At 55.9% G+C, this 17,417-nt stretch carries 19 protein-coding genes and 1 pseudogene; 11 read left to right on the forward strand and 9 right to left on the reverse strand.

Annotated elements, in window-relative coordinates; genetic code table 11:
- The first annotated feature begins 39 nt into the window (after window positions 1-39).
- The 6 genes and pseudogenes from IGW04_RS09480 to IGW04_RS09505 all read left to right on the forward strand — a co-directional run.
- Entirely contained in the window at window positions 40-519 is a 480-nt protein-coding gene (locus IGW04_RS09480; RefSeq protein WP_194712832.1) for a rubrerythrin family protein, read from the forward strand.
- A 35-nt stretch (window positions 520-554) separates the two neighbouring features.
- Window positions 555-719, forward strand: a complete 165-nt coding sequence (locus IGW04_RS09485) for a rubredoxin (protein WP_194712833.1) — start codon at window positions 555-557, stop codon at window positions 717-719.
- Between the two features lie 187 nt (window positions 720-906).
- Window positions 907-2,103 carry an FAD-dependent oxidoreductase gene (locus tag IGW04_RS09490; protein ID WP_194712834.1) on the forward strand — a complete coding sequence of 399 codons (1,197 nt, stop codon included), beginning with the start codon at window positions 907-909 and terminating at the stop codon, window positions 2,101-2,103.
- Window positions 2,104-2,653: 550 nt separating this feature from the next.
- The gene (gene thiL, locus IGW04_RS09495; protein WP_194712835.1) at window positions 2,654-3,622 is read left to right on the forward strand and encodes a thiamine-phosphate kinase; all 969 of its coding nucleotides are present in this window, start codon (window positions 2,654-2,656) and stop codon (window positions 3,620-3,622) included.
- Window positions 3,619-4,146, forward strand: a complete 528-nt coding sequence (locus tag IGW04_RS09500) for a phosphatidylglycerophosphatase A family protein (RefSeq protein ID WP_228526960.1) — start codon at window positions 3,619-3,621, stop codon at window positions 4,144-4,146. Before thiL ends, IGW04_RS09500 begins: the two co-directional genes overlap by 4 nt.
- A 102-nt stretch (window positions 4,147-4,248) precedes the next feature.
- Window positions 4,249-4,659: pseudogene (locus tag IGW04_RS09505) on the forward strand (hypothetical protein); the annotation flags it as partial.
- Between the two features lie 23 nt (window positions 4,660-4,682).
- Here the strand turns inward: IGW04_RS09505 and IGW04_RS09510 are convergent.
- The 7 genes from IGW04_RS09510 to IGW04_RS09540 all read right to left on the reverse strand — a co-directional run bounded on the left by IGW04_RS09510 (window position 4,683) and on the right by IGW04_RS09540 (window position 11,573).
- Entirely contained in the window at window positions 4,683-5,468 is a 786-nt protein-coding gene (locus IGW04_RS09510) for a putative hydro-lyase (protein WP_194712836.1), read from the reverse strand.
- Entirely contained in the window at window positions 5,465-6,169 is a 705-nt protein-coding gene (locus IGW04_RS09515; protein ID WP_194712837.1) for an ABC transporter ATP-binding protein, read from the reverse strand. The genes IGW04_RS09510 and IGW04_RS09515 overlap by 4 nt, the downstream gene beginning before the upstream one ends.
- Window positions 6,169-6,882, reverse strand: a complete 714-nt coding sequence (locus tag IGW04_RS09520; protein ID WP_194712838.1) for an ABC transporter ATP-binding protein — start codon at window positions 6,880-6,882, stop codon at window positions 6,169-6,171. Before IGW04_RS09520 ends, IGW04_RS09515 begins: the two co-directional genes overlap by 1 nt.
- Window positions 6,879-7,919 carry a branched-chain amino acid ABC transporter permease gene (locus tag IGW04_RS09525; RefSeq protein ID WP_194712839.1) on the reverse strand — a complete coding sequence of 347 codons (1,041 nt, stop codon included), beginning with the start codon at window positions 7,917-7,919 and terminating at the stop codon, window positions 6,879-6,881. Before IGW04_RS09525 ends, IGW04_RS09520 begins: the two co-directional genes overlap by 4 nt.
- Window positions 7,920-7,947: 28 nt before the next feature.
- Complete coding sequence (locus IGW04_RS09530) at window positions 7,948-8,814, reverse strand: branched-chain amino acid ABC transporter permease (protein ID WP_194712840.1); 867 nt, start codon at window positions 8,812-8,814, stop codon at window positions 7,948-7,950.
- Between the two features lie 107 nt (window positions 8,815-8,921).
- Complete coding sequence (locus IGW04_RS09535) at window positions 8,922-10,187, reverse strand: ABC transporter substrate-binding protein (RefSeq protein WP_194712841.1); 1,266 nt, start codon at window positions 10,185-10,187, stop codon at window positions 8,922-8,924.
- A gap of 345 nt (window positions 10,188-10,532) precedes the next feature.
- Window positions 10,533-11,573: a TRAP transporter substrate-binding protein gene (locus IGW04_RS09540; protein ID WP_194712842.1), complete on the reverse strand. Its 1,041-nt coding sequence runs from the start codon at window positions 11,571-11,573 to the stop codon at window positions 10,533-10,535.
- A 260-nt stretch (window positions 11,574-11,833) separates the two neighbouring features.
- On the opposite strand from IGW04_RS09540, the gene IGW04_RS09545 reads away from it, so the two are divergent.
- Entirely contained in the window at window positions 11,834-12,316 is a 483-nt protein-coding gene (locus IGW04_RS09545) for a CinA family protein (protein ID WP_194712843.1), read from the forward strand.
- A gap of 19 nt (window positions 12,317-12,335) precedes the next feature.
- Here IGW04_RS09545 and pyrF read toward each other — a convergent pair whose 3' ends face one another.
- Window positions 12,336-13,169, reverse strand: coding sequence for an orotidine-5'-phosphate decarboxylase (pyrF, locus tag IGW04_RS09550; protein WP_194712844.1), 834 nt, complete (start codon window positions 13,167-13,169; stop codon window positions 12,336-12,338).
- Between the two features lie 224 nt (window positions 13,170-13,393).
- Between pyrF and IGW04_RS09555 the strand changes: the two genes are divergently transcribed.
- Genes IGW04_RS09555 through IGW04_RS09565 form a run of 3 tightly spaced genes read left to right on the forward strand, consistent with a single transcriptional unit; the run spans window position 13,394 to window position 15,298 of the window.
- On the forward strand, window positions 13,394-13,987 hold the full coding sequence (locus IGW04_RS09555) for a LemA family protein (RefSeq protein ID WP_194712845.1): 594 nt from the start codon (window positions 13,394-13,396) through the stop codon (window positions 13,985-13,987).
- Entirely contained in the window at window positions 13,959-14,798 is an 840-nt protein-coding gene (locus IGW04_RS09560) for a TPM domain-containing protein (RefSeq protein WP_194712846.1), read from the forward strand. The genes IGW04_RS09555 and IGW04_RS09560 overlap by 29 nt, the downstream gene beginning before the upstream one ends.
- On the forward strand, window positions 14,798-15,298 hold the full coding sequence (locus tag IGW04_RS09565) for a TPM domain-containing protein (protein WP_194712847.1): 501 nt from the start codon (window positions 14,798-14,800) through the stop codon (window positions 15,296-15,298). Before IGW04_RS09560 ends, IGW04_RS09565 begins: the two co-directional genes overlap by 1 nt.
- 6 nt (window positions 15,299-15,304) lie before the next feature.
- Here the strand turns inward: IGW04_RS09565 and dacB are convergent, their stop codons facing one another.
- Window positions 15,305-16,645: a D-alanyl-D-alanine carboxypeptidase/D-alanyl-D-alanine endopeptidase gene (dacB, locus tag IGW04_RS09570; protein ID WP_228526961.1), complete on the reverse strand. Its 1,341-nt coding sequence runs from the start codon at window positions 16,643-16,645 to the stop codon at window positions 15,305-15,307.
- A gap of 163 nt (window positions 16,646-16,808) precedes the next feature.
- Between dacB and IGW04_RS09575 the strand changes: the two genes are divergently transcribed.
- Complete coding sequence (locus IGW04_RS09575) at window positions 16,809-17,285, forward strand: MarR family winged helix-turn-helix transcriptional regulator (RefSeq protein WP_194712849.1); 477 nt, start codon at window positions 16,809-16,811, stop codon at window positions 17,283-17,285.
- Window positions 17,286-17,417: the final 132 nt, after the last annotated feature.

Consider the following 17,417-nt stretch of genomic DNA (forward strand, 5'->3'; position numbering starts at 1 on the left):
ATTCTGATTTGCCAAATTAATTTTCTAAGGGAGTACATCATGGCCGATAACAATTCCGTTACCGTGCAAAACCTCGAAGCCGCTTTCGCCGGCGAGTCGATGGCGCATATCAAGTATCGTTATTTCGCCAAGCTGGCGCGTGCCGCCGGCGCCGAAGATGTCGCGAAAGCCTTCGAGGCCACCGCCGAGCAGGAAGTCATGCATGCCTTCGGCCATCTCGACCTGCTCTACCCGAAGGCGAAGATGACCCCGGCGAAGGCGCTGGAAATCGCGATCGAGGGCGAGACCTACGAATACACCGAGATGTATCCGAAGTTCCGCCACCTGGCCGTGGAAGAAGGCAACCAGGCCGCCGTGGCGGAATTCGACGAGCAGATTGCCGAATCCAGGGAACATGCCGAGAACTTCCGTCGCACCCTGGAAATGGCGGCCAAGCGCTTCGCCGCGCTGGCCAAGGTCGAGGAGCGCCACGCGAACCACTATCGCGATGTGCTGAACGCGCTCGACAAGGCCGCCTGACCGCACACCACATTAATCTTGAGAAAGGGAATCCAATGAAAACTTATCAATGCGTCGTTTGCGGCTTTGTCTACGATGAAAGCATCGGCATGCCGGAAGAAGGCATCCCCGCCGGCACCCGCTGGAACGACATTCCCGATAACTGGGAATGCCCGGACTGCGGCGTTTCCAAGGCCGACTTCGAAATGGTGGAAATCTGAGGACAGCCGGTCGTGGGTAGGCGGCTGCCTTCGATGCAACCGCCACTTTGACGCAGCCGCTATACTGGCGCTCCGGAATAGGCAGGGTGGCAGTTGCCGAACCCGCGTTCTCGCTGCGAAACAATAAGATACTGAAGCGCGCCATCCCGGTTAACGGCATGGCGCGCATTTTTTGCAAGGATGCTTCATGAAACCCATCATCATCATTGGCGCCGGCATGGCTGGCTACACCGCCGCCCGCGAATTGCGCAAGCTCGACAAGGAAGTGCCGATCACCATCATCACCGCGGACGATGGCGGCTTCTATTCCAAGCCCATGCTGTCCAATGCCTATGCCCAGAAAAAGCTGCCGGCCCAGCTGGTGACGCAGAGCGCGACCCAGCTCGCAACGCAGATAGGCGCCACCATCCTCACCTCCACCACGGTGAGCGGCATCGACACCGCCGCGAAGACCCTCGCCACCAGCAACGGCGTTCTCGACTATGACAAGCTGATCTTTGCCATCGGCGCCCAACCGATTCGTCTGCCGCTGCAGGGCGATGCCGCCGAGCAGGTTATGTCGGTCAATCATGTGGAAGACTACGCCCGCTTCCGCGAACTGCTGGATGCGACCGAAGCCGGACGCCAGGCGCGGGTGATGATCCTGGGCGCCGGCCTGATCGGCTGCGAATTCGCGGATGACCTGGCCGGCGGCGGCCATGCCGTCACCCTGATCGACCCCAATCCGCTGCCCCTGGCGGCGCTGGCAGCGCCAGCATTGTCCGAAGGCTTGCAGGCAGCGCTGCTCGACCGCGGCGTGAGGCTGTGCCTGGGCACCACGGCGACCCGGATCGATCGCGGCGAAAAAGGCGTCACAGCCACCTTGGCCAATGGGGAGACGGTGGAAGCCGACATCGTGCTGTCCGCAGTCGGCCTGCGGCCCAGCACCGCGCTGGCCCAGGCTGCCGGCCTGAAGGTCAATCGCGGCATCGTGGTCGATGCCTATGGGCAGGCCAGCGCGCCGGATGTCTATGCCCTGGGCGATTGCGCCGAGTACACGGAAGCCGACGGCGCCACTCGCATCCTGCCGTATATCGCGCCCCTGCTCAACGCCGGCCGCGCCATTGCCAAAACGCTGACCGGCACCCCGAGCGCGATCGATCTCAAGCCGGCGGCTGTCATCGTCAAGACGCCCTGCTACCCGCTGGCACTGGTGCCGCCGCCGCAGAAGGCGCTGCAGGACGGCAGATGGCATACCACCGAGGAAAGCGGCCGCACCGTATGCCGCTTCATCGATGCGCAAGGACTGGTTGCGGGATTCGGACTGTCGCATCATGAGGCCGCGAGCCGCCAGGTATTGATGGCAGAACTCGGCAAGACGCCGGCGATTGATAACGCTGGCTGACAGTCGGCGTCAACGCCATCAGCCCACCAAGGTCGACAGGACCACAGTCGCATGCAAGAACGTGGCCCTGACCTCATGCTGCAGAGCCTACAGCATCTACAGCATGGCCTTGCCTGCTATGCCCTGAACGCTTTTCGATGATTTGCACAGTGCCGCAATGCCGTCCCCTCGGGACTTCGGAGCGGCCTCCGCCTGACGTGTCAGTCGATTCCGGGCCTTTTGCCGCCGGCAATGCAATGCTCCTGCCTGTGATGGCACCGCCGCTTCGCGTTATACCAATTCCAATCCATAGCGTCCCAGATGAACCCGATGGATTTTTCGTCTGGCAAGACGGGTGAGGAGTCAATCGGCCAGCTGTTGACGACGGACGATCCCAACGCAGCCAGGCGGAAAAAGACGCGGTTTCATGGGACGTCATGGATTGGATTGGGTTGGGTATCAGCCTTACTTTGCCAAAGCTCATCCCGCCATGCCCCGCCTGGACTACTTGGCCGGCACGTTTCGGCCTTGCTTCATAGCCTGGCCGGAACCGGCTCAAGTACAATCCGGCATGCTTTCCGAATTCAGCCTCATTTCCCGTTACTTCACCCGCGCGCCGTCTGCAGACAGCGGCGTCGATCTCGGCGTGGGCGACGACTGCGCGCTGCTGGCGCCCGCGCCAGGCATGCAGTTGGCCATTTCTTCCGACATGCTGGTGGAAGGCCGCCATTTTTTCCCGGACGCCGATGCGAGACTGCTTGGACACAAGAGCCTGGCGGTCAACTTGTCGGATCTGGCCGCCATGGGCGCAAAGCCAGTCGGCTTCACCCTGGCACTGGCCCTGCCCGCCCTGGATGAATCCTGGCTGGCCGAGTACTCGGCCGGCCTGCTTGCACTAGCCGACGAACATGGCTGCCAGCTGATCGGCGGCGACACCACCAAGGGCCCGCTTACCCTTTGCATCACCGTATTCGGCCATGTTCCTCCCGGCCTCGCGCTGCGCCGTGACCAGGCCCGGGAAGGCGACGACATCTGGATATCGGGCACCCTGGGGGAAGCACGCCTGGCCCTTGCCGGCTACCGCAAGGAGTGCAGCCTGTCGGACGCCGACCTTGCAGCAGCCGGCCTGCGCATGCATGCGCCCACGCCGCGCATTGCGCTTGGTCTCGCGCTGCGGGGCATCGCCCATGCCGCCATCGATATTTCCGATGGTCTTGTCGGCGACCTCGGCCATATCCTGCAACGTTCGGGCGTTGGCGCGACCGTGAACGTGGATGCGGTTCCCGCCGGCCCTGTGCTACGCACGCAGGCGAGCGCCATTCGCCGCAATTACACCATGGCGGGCGGGGACGACTATGAACTGTGCTTTACCGCGCCGCCGGCTGCGCGCTCTGCAGTCAATGCCGCCGCTCGGCGCGCTGAGTGCGAAGTCACACGAGTAGGCGCCATTGAGGCCATGCCAGGGCTGCGGCTTACTGATCACTCAGGCAAGCCGCTGTCCCTGCAGGTCCGGTCCTTCGACCATTTTTCCACGCCATGAATATAACGGTGCGCCCGACACTCAAAGTAAAGTCCACTGCCGCGCTGGCGCAATTCATGCTCGCCCATCCCGCGCATTGGCTGGCGCAGGGATTCGGCAGCGGCTTGTCGCCGGTGATGCCTGGCACAGCCGGCACTCTGATGGGCTGGGCTTTGTTCGCCGTGCCGACCGGTCTCTGGCCTGCCATCTTTACACCGCTATTCTGGGGAGTTGCCATACTCGCGGGTTTCATGATCGGCATCTGGGCTTGCGACCGGACTGGGCGCGACATGGGTGTGGCCGATCACGGCAGCATGGTGTGGGATGAAATCATTGCATTCTGGCTGGTTCTGCTTTTCCTGATGCCAGCTGATTTTGCTACCCAGTGCGCCGCTTTCCTGTGGTTCCGTCTCTTCGACATGGTCAAGCCGCCGCCTATCCGTTTCTTCGACAGGCATGTCAAGGGCGGCTTTGGCGTAATGTGGGATGACATCGTGGCAGCGTTTTACACATTGCTGCTGTTTGCTTTTTGGCGTGCTGCTTGAATTAGGGCTGCCTGTATCTATTGCTCCAGTGCTTGCAGAAACAGTCATTGCAATGCAGATAGATGACGTCTCGATCCCGGGCGCGCATATGCCCGATGACCGGAAGGTCTGGTGGTCGGAGCACGTTCCATGCCGCGTAACCCGTACGACGGACACACGCTGCACGAAGCGCTGGAGCAGGAAGCGATTCTGCCGGACGTCGAGCCGGAAATGGTGTTTGTGGATCGCGCCTAGAAGGGTGTCGAGGTTGACCAGGTGCAGATCTGGCGTTCCGGGCAAACGCGTGCGGTGACACGCGGGCTCAAAGCCATGATTCGGCGCCGCAGTGTCATAGAGCCGACGATCTGGTATATGAAAAGCGATGGCAAGCTAGGCCGTAACTGGTTAAAAGGCTCGCTTGGCGATGCCTTCACTTCAATGCCGTGCCATGCGCGGTGCTGTGCGGTGCATAAACCTGCGCCTGATCATCAGTATCAAACGTGCTTGCCAGTCCCGCCCCGCCACATTTATTGAACTTCAAAATTCCTCAAGGCCGATTAAACGAACTCTTCATTTTTCAAATCAGTTACCAGCATCTTCCCCGGGGAGTGGGTGATACAGAAAGGCAGCTTGCTTAACTCAGCAATATACTGCGGCGTGACACCGCATGCCCAAAACACAGGCAACTCATCATCCATCAAGGGCACCGGGTCGCCAAAATCGGGTTTGGACAAATCGGCAATCCCCAGCCCCTGTGGAAAACCAATATGGACAGGCGCACCATGGACGCGAGGATAGCGGGCAGTGATCTGGACCGCACGCGACACATCCACAGCTCTTATCGGACGCATGCTTACGACCATATTTCCCTGCATGCATCCCGCTGAATGACATGCCAGATTGGTTTTATACATCGCAACATTTTTCTTCTGCTCGACGTGGCGCAGTGCTATGCCTTCACGCATCAGCGCATTTTCAAATGAAAAGCTGCATCCCAGCATAAAGCCGACCAGATCATCTCGCCAGTAGCATTGGATATCTTCCGGTTTTTCAGTAAGCACGCCATTCCTGTACACACAATAGCCAGGTACATCCGTTCGCAAGTCAGCACCTTTTGCGCAGGCAGGCGCAAAACAGCCTGGCTCCAACACTTCAACCAGTGGGCACGGCTTGGGATTGCGCTGGCAAAACAGAAGAAAATCAAACGCATACTCGGCAGGCAAAATCATCAGATTTGTTTGAACGTAACCATCTGCCAGACCTGCGGTTTGCCCCGCAAACGCGCCTGCGCGACATAATGCACGTATTTCCGCAGGCGCGGCACTCTGAATAGAAATGTTCATAATCCGAGATACGCCTTCTTGATATCGGGGTCGTTCAGCAATTCGGTCCCGGTGCCTTCCATGACAATCCGACCAGTCTGGATAACATAACCATAATGCGCAATTGCGAGCGCCTTATGCAAACTCTGCTCCACCAGTAATATGGAAACGCCTTGGGAATTAATCAGCTGGATGGTGTCGAGCACCTTGGTGACAAACTTGGGCGCAATACCCCATGACGGCTCATCCAGCAGCAGCATCTCCGGTTTCGCCATGAGCCCACGACTGATTGCAAGCATTTGTTGTTCGCCTCCGCTCATTGTGCCGGCCAGTTGCTTGCGTCGCTGCTTAAGAATCGGAAACAGGTTATACATCGTATCGATGGATTCTACGATTTCCTCTTTATTGCTACGGCTGTAAGCGCCCAATTCCAGATTGCGCTCAACGGTCAATCTCGCAAAAATGCGCCGACCTTCTGGAACGAGCGACAACCCGAGTCCTACACGCTTGTGCGCAGGAACTTTTGCGATATCTGCGCCCTTGAAAAAAATCGAGCCCTGATCAACCGCATTCAAGCCAGCCACTGCTCTCAGCGTTGTTGATTTTCCGTTTCCATTGCCGCCTACAAGCGCAACGATACTGCCCGCGCGTACATCAAGATCCACCTTGGAAACAGCAAGAACCCCGTCGTAACTCACCTTCAAATTCCGAAGCTGGAGCATTATTCATCTCCCAGATAAGCCGCGATTACCACGGGATCGTTCGAAACAACTTCCGGCGGACCTTCGGCGATTTTTCGTCCATAATCAAGAACAACGATTTTGTCAGCAATCGGCATGATCCCCTCAAGAACGTGCTCGACAATCAGACAAGATATCCCCTTGTCGCGGATCTTCTTTACTGTATCAACCATCTCCTTTACTTCGGATGGATTAAGGCCGGCCATGACTTCGTCCATTAGCAAAAGCCGTGGCTTAATTGCCAAGGAACGGGCTACGGCTAGTCGGCGCTGTTCGCTGATAGTCATGCTAGCGGCAGGCTTATCGGCAAATTTTGCAAGGCTAACCAATTCGAGCAATTTCCAGCCATATTCACGGGCCGCTGGGATACTCCTGTTTACCAATACCGCACCGACCATCACATTCTCCAGTGCGCTCATGCTGTGGAAGGTACGTGCTACCTGGAAGGTACGGCCTATTCCGATGCGAGCACATTGGTCCGGCCGCAACCCACTAACCTCCTTGCCGTCGAGCCAGATTTTCCCGAAAGTAGGATGAGCATAGCCGGCAATGCAATTGAACATTGTCGTTTTTCCAGCACCGTTTGGGCCTATTAATCCAACAATTTGTCCAGCATCCAAATCGAAGGAAATGTCCTCATTGGCGCAGATCCCACCGAAACGCTTGGATACTTTTTCTACCCTAAGAAGAGTCATGCCCTTCTCCCTTCCAACCGCATCTGGCGAATCGCAGTGCGCCTGGACAAGTACCCTCGAATCCAGCCGATAACCCCGGCTGGATAATAGACGGCAATAACTACGATCAGGGCAGCATAAATAACCAGATCAGTGCCTTTTCCCGATCCGCCAAATAGCATGCGCGTACCTTCTTCAATAAGGGTAAGAACTGCCGCGCCAATAACAGGCCCCAGTAACGTACCAACACCGCCGAGAATGGATACCAGTGCCATTTTTATGGAGAGGCCTGTATGCAGAACTGAGCCAGGATCAATATAAAGCTCTTTATGTGCATATAGGCTGCCACCCAATGCCGTAAAAAAACTACTGATGGCAAAGGCAATTTGTTTATAAAGACTTAGATTGACACCCAAACTTTGGGCCGCATCAGGCTCATCTTTTATTGCCCTAAGATAATATCCGAGATAACTTTTCTCGATTGCGTAATTAACTGCCAGTGTGATCAATAATAAGCCAAGAGCGAGATAGTAATATGGCTCTTTATCTGCAAAAATAAGAAATTTCCAGCCTCCTTCCATAGGAAGATTAAGACCGACCGCGGCCCCTGCGAAATCCCAGTTAGTGAAAACAATCTGAATAATTTCAGCAACGGCTATAGTAGCCATCGCAAAATAGTGTCCTTTCAGACGAAAACATGACCAGCCAACAGTCAAGCTAATACAGGCAGCAAGAAGTCCACCGGCGGGAATGGAAAACCAAGGATTAATACCGAATTTTGTGAACAAAAGAGTCGAAGTATAGGCACCCAGACCGTAGAATGCCACTTGCCCCAATGAAATTTGCCCAGCGTATCCACCAATAATATTCCATGCCACACCGAGCTGCGCAGCCATGAGTACGAGGATTACAAAGTTTTGATGCGATGGGGATTTTTCAAAAAAAGGAAAAAAAATGACAGCACTAAGCAAAAATACGAGTAGAAGGCGTGTAGGCCATTTATAGCCTGCTGATCCATAAGCAGCACTGACGGCTGGTTGTTGATTCAAATGATTCATAATCCTCCCTAAGGCCTTTATTAACGGTCTAAGCTTTTCCCATCAGACCTTGTGGTCGGAACATCAACACTGCAAGGAACAGACATAGCACTATCCCCATTTTGTACTGAGGACCAAGAAAAAACCCGCCCATTACCTCGATTACTCCAACCAAAATACCAGCGAACAAGGCACCTACGACGCTCCCAAATCCACCAAGATTCACCACCACAAAGGCAGTCAAAATGAAATTAGCGCCGATTTCAGGAAAGATTGGAAAAAAAGTGGATAGTAATCCGCCAGCGACTCCGGCACAGGCCGCACCCACTCCCCACGCCAGGGTAAACATGCGCTGTGAATCTATTCCCATTAAACGTGCGGCTTCTTTGTCTGCTGCAGTAGCCTCCAAAGCTGCGCCGGTTCTTGTCTTTGTTAAAAACAAGTAGATTCCAAGGGTTACCAAAATAGCACCCACCCCTGCGGTAAGCTGGGGCAGCCCGATCTGAATTCCTGACAGGGAAACAGTCCCACTGACGACAGAATTTCCAACGGTCCTGAAATCAGGTTTCCATAAGAACTGAGCCAAACCTCTAAACAGGATCATCAAGCCAAATGTAGTAAAGATTTGAGCGAGCATGGGAGCATCTATAATTTTTTTGATGACTACCCGATAGACCATTGCTCCGACGCCAAAAAGAAGTACAGCCGTAAGAGGAAGGGTATAAATTGGATCCAGGTGATAAATCGCGTAGAGCCAGAAACTGGAGTACATACCCAGCATCAAGAACTCGCCATGTGAAAAATTCACGATATCCATAACACCGAAAATCAGCGTCAATCCTATTGCAATCAATGCATAAATCAGGCCAATCAACAATCCCGAGGCGAAAGTCTGGATGATAATTTCTGACGTCATTTACACTCCTGGCAAAAAGCAATAACCGCTTTTAGTATAAGCTGTGCCTTGGAATTCATTAATTGAACGCCAAGGCATTACTATTGATATAAAAATTCAAAAAGTGGTCACTGCACCCACTTTGGCATGGGCCAGATCACTTCGCGCGTTGCCAGATTAAAAGGCCAGATCGTGTGGTATTTTCCATTGACAATTTGCACGAGGATTCCTGAACCCAATGTGTTCTGGCCTTGCTGGTCAAACTTTATGCCATTCCAAGGCATGATGGTATTTTTACCATCAATATTGGTTTCTGAAAGTGCTTTCCTGATTGCTTCTGGCTCCGTAGAACCTGCGCGATTTATAGCATCGGCAAGTGTTAGCAATCCGGTGAATGTGCGGGAAGAATTACCAGTGAAATTGACTTTGTAACGATTGCGAAACAGGTCATTAACTTGGCCGATAATTGGTTTGTTCTTCGCCAGGTCTAATGACCACACTTCCCGAGTGATAATATGATCGGCATCTTGCCCCAAAGTCCGAATGAATTCCGTATCGGTGAAGCCGGCATTATTAGCCAAAATCATATCAGGCGAAAAATTAAGTTCTTTGTAGGTTTTCATTGCCAGAATTGCGTCCCCCAAATAGGAAGATTGCATGACCACTTGCGGCTTGCCGGATTTCAAGGATTGAATTTCCGATGTAAGCTGGGTGCTTTTTGCAGGATAGGATATTGACTTTACGACAGTCACTCCACGCTCTTCTGCAAGTTTATTTTCGAGCTTCGAAGTTTCATTGCCCCATAATGTATTTTCGTTAAACAGCGCGACCTGCCCTACCTTTATTCCTTTTTTAGTCTCAATATCCTTGAAGAACTCAAAAAAGTTATGAACAAACAAATCATCGTGTGGAGTGATACGGTAGAACCATTTAAAGTTTCTTGTGGTCAGGGATGTTGATGATGAGTCTGGGTTCAGGTAAGGAACCTTATATCGCTCCGCGACCTGGCTTGATGTTGCGGTCACATTGCTGAAATATGCGCCAACCACTGCAGCAACTTTTTCTTGTGTTATCAGTCGCTCTGTTTCTGTAGCGCCTATTTGAGGATTGCCCTGATGATCCGCAAATACCAACTTGATTTTTGCGCCCTTAAGGTTAGGCAACCCCCCGCCGCTAGAGAAAGGCAGGTCAGGGATATCTTTGGCTCCGTTGTTGACGATGTCAGCAGCTAATTCGAGTGCACCTTTAAGTTCCGCGCCAGTCGATGCCGCTGCACCGGTAAGAGGATAAAGAACACCGATCTTGATTTCTTGCTGCGCCATGACCGTGCCACTGAGAGTAAATGCGGCCAGAAAAAAGGCTGTTATTTTCAACGTTTTCAATGGAAACTGCATTGGGCATCTCCTTTAAATATATGGAATGCGCTTCATGCAAGATGCATAAAGAGCAATATTTCAAACAAGGTTGCTTACATAACGACTGCCTAACCAATCCAGGCTGAATAACTGTGTTTGCGCCGCACCTATCTCGTGCGATCCTCAATCTGGTCTTTTTTGAGTAGATTCTTGCCCAAATCCATTTATTGTCTTGCCTGAGGTTTTGGCTTGGGATTCCAAAAATTACCAGTCAAAATGACGGACTTGGCATTCACTGGCAAAGTCGACTATTTAAAATGGCTACTGCGCGGCCAGAACGGCGACTGCCACCGCCATTGAAAGTTTTTAAGCTGTTACGCTGGCTTATTTAATCGATCTATCTGTCGTGTATTTCAGAAGAACCTGCAGCTCCGTAACACCGGCCTTCTTTAGCCATTCGCGTGCAACGATTTCACCTATGCGGTCAAGATAGCTTCGGATCATGAAATCCATGCCAAATACCTTTACGTGATTGGCGGCCAACTGCTTTTCGTAAATTTGATCGCTTTCCTGGCTTAACTGCCATCCCCTGGCCTCTGCCACACGCGCTGCATCCATCAATACTTTGCGGTCGGCATCGGCTATACGCGAAAGTATGTCTGCTCTAATAAAGACCATGTTTTTGGGAAGCCAGGCATTTACCTTGTAGTAATAGCTCATCATCCTCCAGGATTTGGTATCTACCCCTGTCCAGCTGGAGGTCAGCATTAGTTCCACCCGCTTTGCAGAAATGGCTTTGGCAAGATCCAGCACCTGCACCGTTACAGGCCTTGCACCGATCAGCTCTGCAATACGCTGTGTAGTAGGGTTGTAAACCCGCATTGCGCGTCCGCTGAAATCACGGATCGTATTGACCTCATCGGTCGAATAAAGATTTTGCGGAGGCCATGGAACCGCATACAAAACAGCTAACCCACGTTTTTCCAGCGCCTTCTCAACTGCCGGACGCGAGGCTTGCCACATACGCTTGGCATCCTCGTAGCCTGAAACAATGAAAGGAAGTGAATCCAACCCAAATAGCAGCTCTTCCTTTTCCAGGCTGGACATGATGACTTCACCTGCTTCTGCCCTGCCTTCACGAACCCCCGCAAAGATTTCTGCCGGCTTCAAAAGACGTCCACCCGAATGCACACGAATGTTGACACGTCCATCCGTTGCTACCTTCACATCCTCCGCAAACTGCTGGATGTTGCGCGTTTGGAAGTTGTCCGCGGCGTAAGCAGTCGCCAGGTCTATATCAATCGCCGGTACAGCCGCATGAATGGAACTGGCTTGCCCTGCGAGGAGGATGCAGACCAAGCTCGTCGCAACCCACACGATCACGCGGCGAAGATGCGGCAACAGGAATGCTGTCAGCTTGGGCATTGGTTAGAAAAGGTTAAATTTTATATTAACCATAAGTTACAGAAGCCTCGAATTATAGAAGTTTTTATCGATATTACAACCATGTTTTTAAAACAATTTAGTAACAATTCAGCGAAGCGACGGGCTCGACGAATGTGATGGCATCTCCGCACGCTGAGACTGCTGCTTGTGGCTCCTTACTCCTCAGGGTGGTAAAGTAAGCCGGGCTACAAGCCCGAGACGGAACCACCGTCCAAACGAATTTAACGAGAGGAGACGCCGTGAGAGATATCAATGAGTTGGCGACGCAGGTAGGCAGTGTGCTCAAGTCGCAAGGCCTCATCCTGGCTACGGCCGAGTCTTGTACCGGAGGTGGCGTTGCCCAAGCCATTACTGAAGTTGCTGGCTCGTCGGAATGGTTCGAATGCGGATTCATCACCTACTCGAATGCATCCAAGGCAGACATGCTGGACGTTCCGGAAGCGCTGATTGTCCGTTATGGCGCGGTAAGCGACGAAGTCGCTCAGGCAATGGCGGAAGGTGCCCTGGCTAACAGCGCTGCGACAATTACCTTGTCTACCACTGGCATTGCTGGTCCAGGGGGTGCAGTCCCTGGGAAACCGGTGGGGACCATCTGTTTTGCATGGGCAATGGCACACCGCACTTTCAGCGAAAGGCTGGTATTTCAGGGAGACCGGCATGCGGTGCGTCAACAGACCGTTGCGCATTCACTGGCAGGCCTCCTTCGTTTTCTTGAACAGTAAGACTAGGACGGTATGGTGCTCAACCTGCAATGCCGCGATGGCTGTTGATGGCGTCGCGCGTTTCGCAGGCCACCCTGCGTGCCGCTTCGATATGCGTTTCGGTGGCGCCTTGTGGTTGTGCGTACAGGATGGCACGTGACGAATTGATCATCATGCCGGTGCCGTCGACGCTGCGCCCGGCCGCGACAGTGGCGGCAATATCGCCGCCCTGCGCGCCTATGCCCGGCACCAGCAATGGCATATCGCCGACAATGGCTCTTACCTGCGCCAGCTCTTCCGGGAAGGTCGCGCCAACCACTAATCCGCACTGTCCGTTGCGATTCCATTTTTCGGCAACCAGTCGGGCCACATGCTGGTACAGCGGCACGCCGTCGACCTGCATGAATTGCAGGTCGGAGCCTCCCGGATTGGAAGTTCGGCACAGCACGATCACGCCCTTGTCCTTCCACTCCGTATAAGGCGCGATGGAGTCCGATCCCATATAGGGATTGACCGTTACTGCATCGGCGCCATAACGCTCATAGGCTTCCCGCGCATATTGCTCGGCGGTGGCGCCGATATCGCCACGCTTGGCGTCCAGCACGATGGGCAACTCGGGATAGGTGTTGCGGATATAGGCGCACAAGGCTTCCAGCTGGTCTTCGGCACGGAGCGCGGCGAAATAGGCGATTTGCGGCTTGAAGCAACAGGCAGCCGCGGCAGTGGCGTCGACAATGGCTTTGCAAAACGAAAAGATGCCATCCGGCTGGGACTGGAGATGCGGTGGAAACCGCGATACGTCGGGGTCCAGGCCTACACATAACAGGGATTGTTGGGTGCGCCATGCGGACGCCAGCTTTGCTGTGAAACTCACGGGGAAACCTTGTGGAAAGAGAGAAAATGTGTGTGATCAAGCTTTAATGCATCAGGCGAACATATTGTAACTTGCCATGTTATGTTTCAGGCATCGCTGCCTGCGTCTGCACCGGCCAGATTGCACCTTGCCGGCGCTGGCCGCAACTTCAGGGAAGACGCTGCGTATCAATCGCGAGCCAGCAGGCCGAACGGCGGATCAAACTCATACGGAAGGGAAAGATAATGAAAAAATGGTTATCGTGGATGACGCTTGGCTTGCTGAGCATACTGCTGTCGGGCTGCGGATATAACCAGTTCCAGGCCAGGGACGAAGCGGTCAAGGCCGCCTGGGGCGAAGTGGTCAACCAGTACCAGCGACGCGCGGACCTGGTGCCCAACCTGGTCAATACGGTCAAGGGCTATGCATCGCATGAAAGGGAAACGCTGGAAGCCGTCACCAAGGCGCGTGCCGCTGCCACCAGCATCCAGGTAACGCCGGAGGTGCTGAACGATCCGCAGGCATTCCAGCGTTTCCAGCAGGCCCAGGGCCAGTTGACGCAGGCCCTTTCACGTTTGCTGGCAGTGTCGGAAAACTATCCGCAGCTCAAGGCTGACGGCCTGTTCCGCGACCTGCAATCGCAGCTGGAAGGCACGGAAAACCGCATCACCGTGGCGCGTCAGCGTTACATCAAATCGGTGGAAGAGTACAACGTGCTGGCGCGGAGCTTTCCGACCAACCTGACCGCCATGATGTTCGGCTATCCGGTCCGGCCCTCCTTTACCGTGGACAATGAAAAGGCCATTTCCAATGCGCCTGCCGTCAATTTTGGCAAATAGCATCGTCTCGGCGCTGCGCTGCCTGCTCGCACTGCTGCTCCTGGCGGGCGCTCTGCATGCGGGCGCACAGGATTTCACGCCGGTTCCGCCACTGAAAAGCCGCGTCACCGACACCATCGGCATGTTGACGCCGGATCAGCGCAATGCACTGGAAAATGTGCTGAAGGACCACGAGGACCGTACCGGCAACCAGATCGCGGTCCTGCTGGTGGCATCGACCGCTCCTGAAGCAATCGAGCAGTACAGCATCCGTGTGGCCGACGCCTGGAAGCTCGGGCGCAAGGGTATCGATGACGGCGTGATACTGCTGGTCGCACGCGACAATCCGAGTTCCCTGCGCCGCCTGCGCATCGAGGCCGGCCGCGGTGTCCAGGGCTCGCTGACGGATGCGCAGTCCAAGCGCATCCTCCAGGACGTGATTGCGCCGCATTTCCGCCAAAACGACTTCTACGGCGGTCTTGCTGCCGGCGTGTCCGCCATTGCCGCCCTGATCGACAAGGAGAATTTGCCGGCGCCAACGGCTCGCCAGTCAGGCCAGCAAGAGGACAACCTGGGCTCTTGGCTGCCCTTCCTGTTTTTCGCGCTGTTCATCCTGCTGCCCATGTTCACGCGCCGCGGCCGTCGTCGCAGCCGGCTCGGCGGCAATGACTGGGGCCGCAATGCCGGCATCATCCTTGGCAGCGGCATTGGCAGCCGGGGCGGTTTCGGCGGCGGGGGATTCGGTGGCGGCGGATTTGGCGGAGGCGGTGGCGGCGGATTTTCGGGTGGCGGTGGCGGCTTTGACGGCGGCGGCGCCTCGGGGAACTGGTAATGAACAAGCTCAAACGATTCTGGCGGCACCTGACCACCACCCGCGCATCCGGCCAGCGCGCCTTCCCCAGGAAGGTTCTCGACGAGATCCAGAAAACCATCGCCCAGGGTGAAACCCTGCATCGCGCGGAAGTGCGCATGATCATTGAACCGGCACTTCCGCTTGGCGACATTCTCGATGGCATGCATCCCCGCGCCCGCGCCCGCGAGCTGTTCTCCGACTATCGCCTGTGGGACACCGAGGAGAACTCGGGCGTGCTGATCTATCTCGATCTGGCCGACCATCAGGTCGAAATCATCGCGGACCGCGGCGTCGGGCGACTGGTGCAGGCCGGCGAATGGCAGGCTATCTGCGAGACCATGATTCGACAGCTGCAGCGCGGCGCCTACCGCGATGGCGCCATCGCGGCATTGGAACAACTGAATGCGCTGCTCCACATGAAGCTGCCCGCAAACGGCCAGCGCCCGAACCAGCTTTCGGACAAGCCCATCATCCTGTAGCCGGGCTCAGCCGTTTTCGTAAATCCACTGCACCAGCTGGTCCAGCGCGGGGCCGGCCGCCGCTGCCTTGGCATGGTTCACCATGCAGACCACCGCATACCACTTGCCCGAGGCTGCCATCACATAGCCTGCGGACGCCCGCACGCCTTCCAGGCTGCCGGTCTTGATATGCGCCCGCCCGGCGACAGACTTTTCACGCAGGCGGTGGCGCATGGTGCCGTCATAGGCGGCCAGGGGCAAGGAGGCAATGAATTCCGGCATCACCGGCGAGTTGTACGCCGCCAGCAGCACACGCGCCATCGTCAGCGCCGCAATGCGCGTGCTGCGCGAGAGGCCGGAGCCATTGTCGAGCACCATCTCCTGCGCATCGATTCCGCGTTCCCGCATCCATGAACGCACTACCGCTTCGCCGTCTTCAGGCGTGGCCGGCACGCCCGGACTCTGGCTGGCCAGCGTCAGCAGCAATTGCCTGGCCATCACGTTATTGCTGAATTTATTGATGTCCTGGATCACCTGCGTCAGCGGCGCGGACTGCCACTGTGCCAGCAGGCGCGCCTGCTCGGGCAGCGCGCCGTCACGCACCTGCCCTTTCAACGAGCCGCCCAGCTCGCCCCACAGGCGACGGAACACGGCGCCGAAGTATGCGGAGCGGCTCATCTGGTAAGGATGCACATACAGGGTGTTCTCACCGCATGCATACGGATAACTGCCGGCGACAACGATGCCGTTATCGGAGATGTCCGGGGCCAGTCCGGCTCTCCAGTCGCCGCACTCGCCTTCCACCAGCGCGGGCCCCTGCACGGCAAGGCCCGCCACCGGCGGCTCGACGCTGACGCGGGCAGTTCCGCTCGACTGGTCGGGCGCCAGCCGCAAGGCGAAGGCATGATAGTTCAGCAGCAGCGCATCGGGCCCTGCGTTGTAGGGTTTTTGCGGCGCGCCGTCGAATAGCGCCGCATCGAATGCGCGTGCGGCAAACAGGCTGCGGTCCAGCACCAGGTCGCCATTGATCTGCCTGATTCCCTTCTCCCTGATCTGCCGCAGGAACAGCCACAGGCTTTCCATGGTCAGCCGCGGATCGCCGCCGCCGCGCAGGATCAGGTCGCCGTTGAGCACATCGCCGGACTGGCTGCCGCTTGCATAGGCGGCCGTTTTCCAGGTGTAGGTAGGCCCCAGCACCTGCAGCGCCGCCTGGGTGGTGACGAGCTTGATGGTCGAAGCGGGGCTGAAAGCCACCAGGGCATTGGTCGATACCAGCGTGCGCCCGGCGATGACTTCCTGTGCATAGGCCCCTACCGCGCTGGCGGGTATGCCGGCCTGCCGCAAGGCGCGGCTTACGCTGGCCGGCAATTCCTGCGCCCAGCAGATGGCGCTCGCGGCAAGGAGAAGGATACTGACTTGGAGTCTGAGGATAATTCGCATACGATCGATAGCTAATGAATATGACAATGCTGACATCACAGGCTGTGGCTGGCGCCCGCCTCATGTCTGGCATTCAACCCAAGGAATCAAGATGTCTAGATCTTCCACCAGCTCGGACAAGATGCTGGCCCTGGATAACCAGTTCTGCTTCGCACTTTACTCGGCCTCGCTGGCCATGACAAAGGCTTACAAGCCGCTTCTCGACAATCTTGGCCTGACCTATCCGCAATATCTGGCCATGCTGGTGCTGTGGCAGGAAGACGACCTGCTGGTCAAGGACATCGGTAAAAGGCTGTTTCTCGACTCCGGCACGCTGACCCCGCTGCTCAAGCGTCTTGAAGCAGCAGGACTGGTGGTCCGTACCCGCGATGATAAGGATGAACGCCAGGTCCGCATTACCCTGACCCCCGAAGGCCGGGCCCTCAAGCGCCGTGCGCGTGACATTCCTCGGCAGGTCATGTGTGCGAGCGGCCAGTCGGCGCAGGCGCTGAGCACGCTGCGCAATCAGCTTGCGCTGCTGAGGGGCAGCCTGGCAAATGCAAACGAAGCAAACGAGGCGAACGAATAGGCAGGCGTGGCCCCCATCCGATCCCGCCATCACACGAAAATCAATCGTGATTGTAGAAAAATTAAATTGCACACAACTTAATTCTGACTTATCGTGATGGCCATGGAGTCGCGCCGCGATCCGCCAACTTCC

The sequence above is a fragment of the Noviherbaspirillum soli genome (genome assembly GCF_015352955.1).
Taxonomy (GTDB): domain Bacteria; phylum Pseudomonadota; class Gammaproteobacteria; order Burkholderiales; family Burkholderiaceae_D; genus Noviherbaspirillum_A; species Noviherbaspirillum_A soli.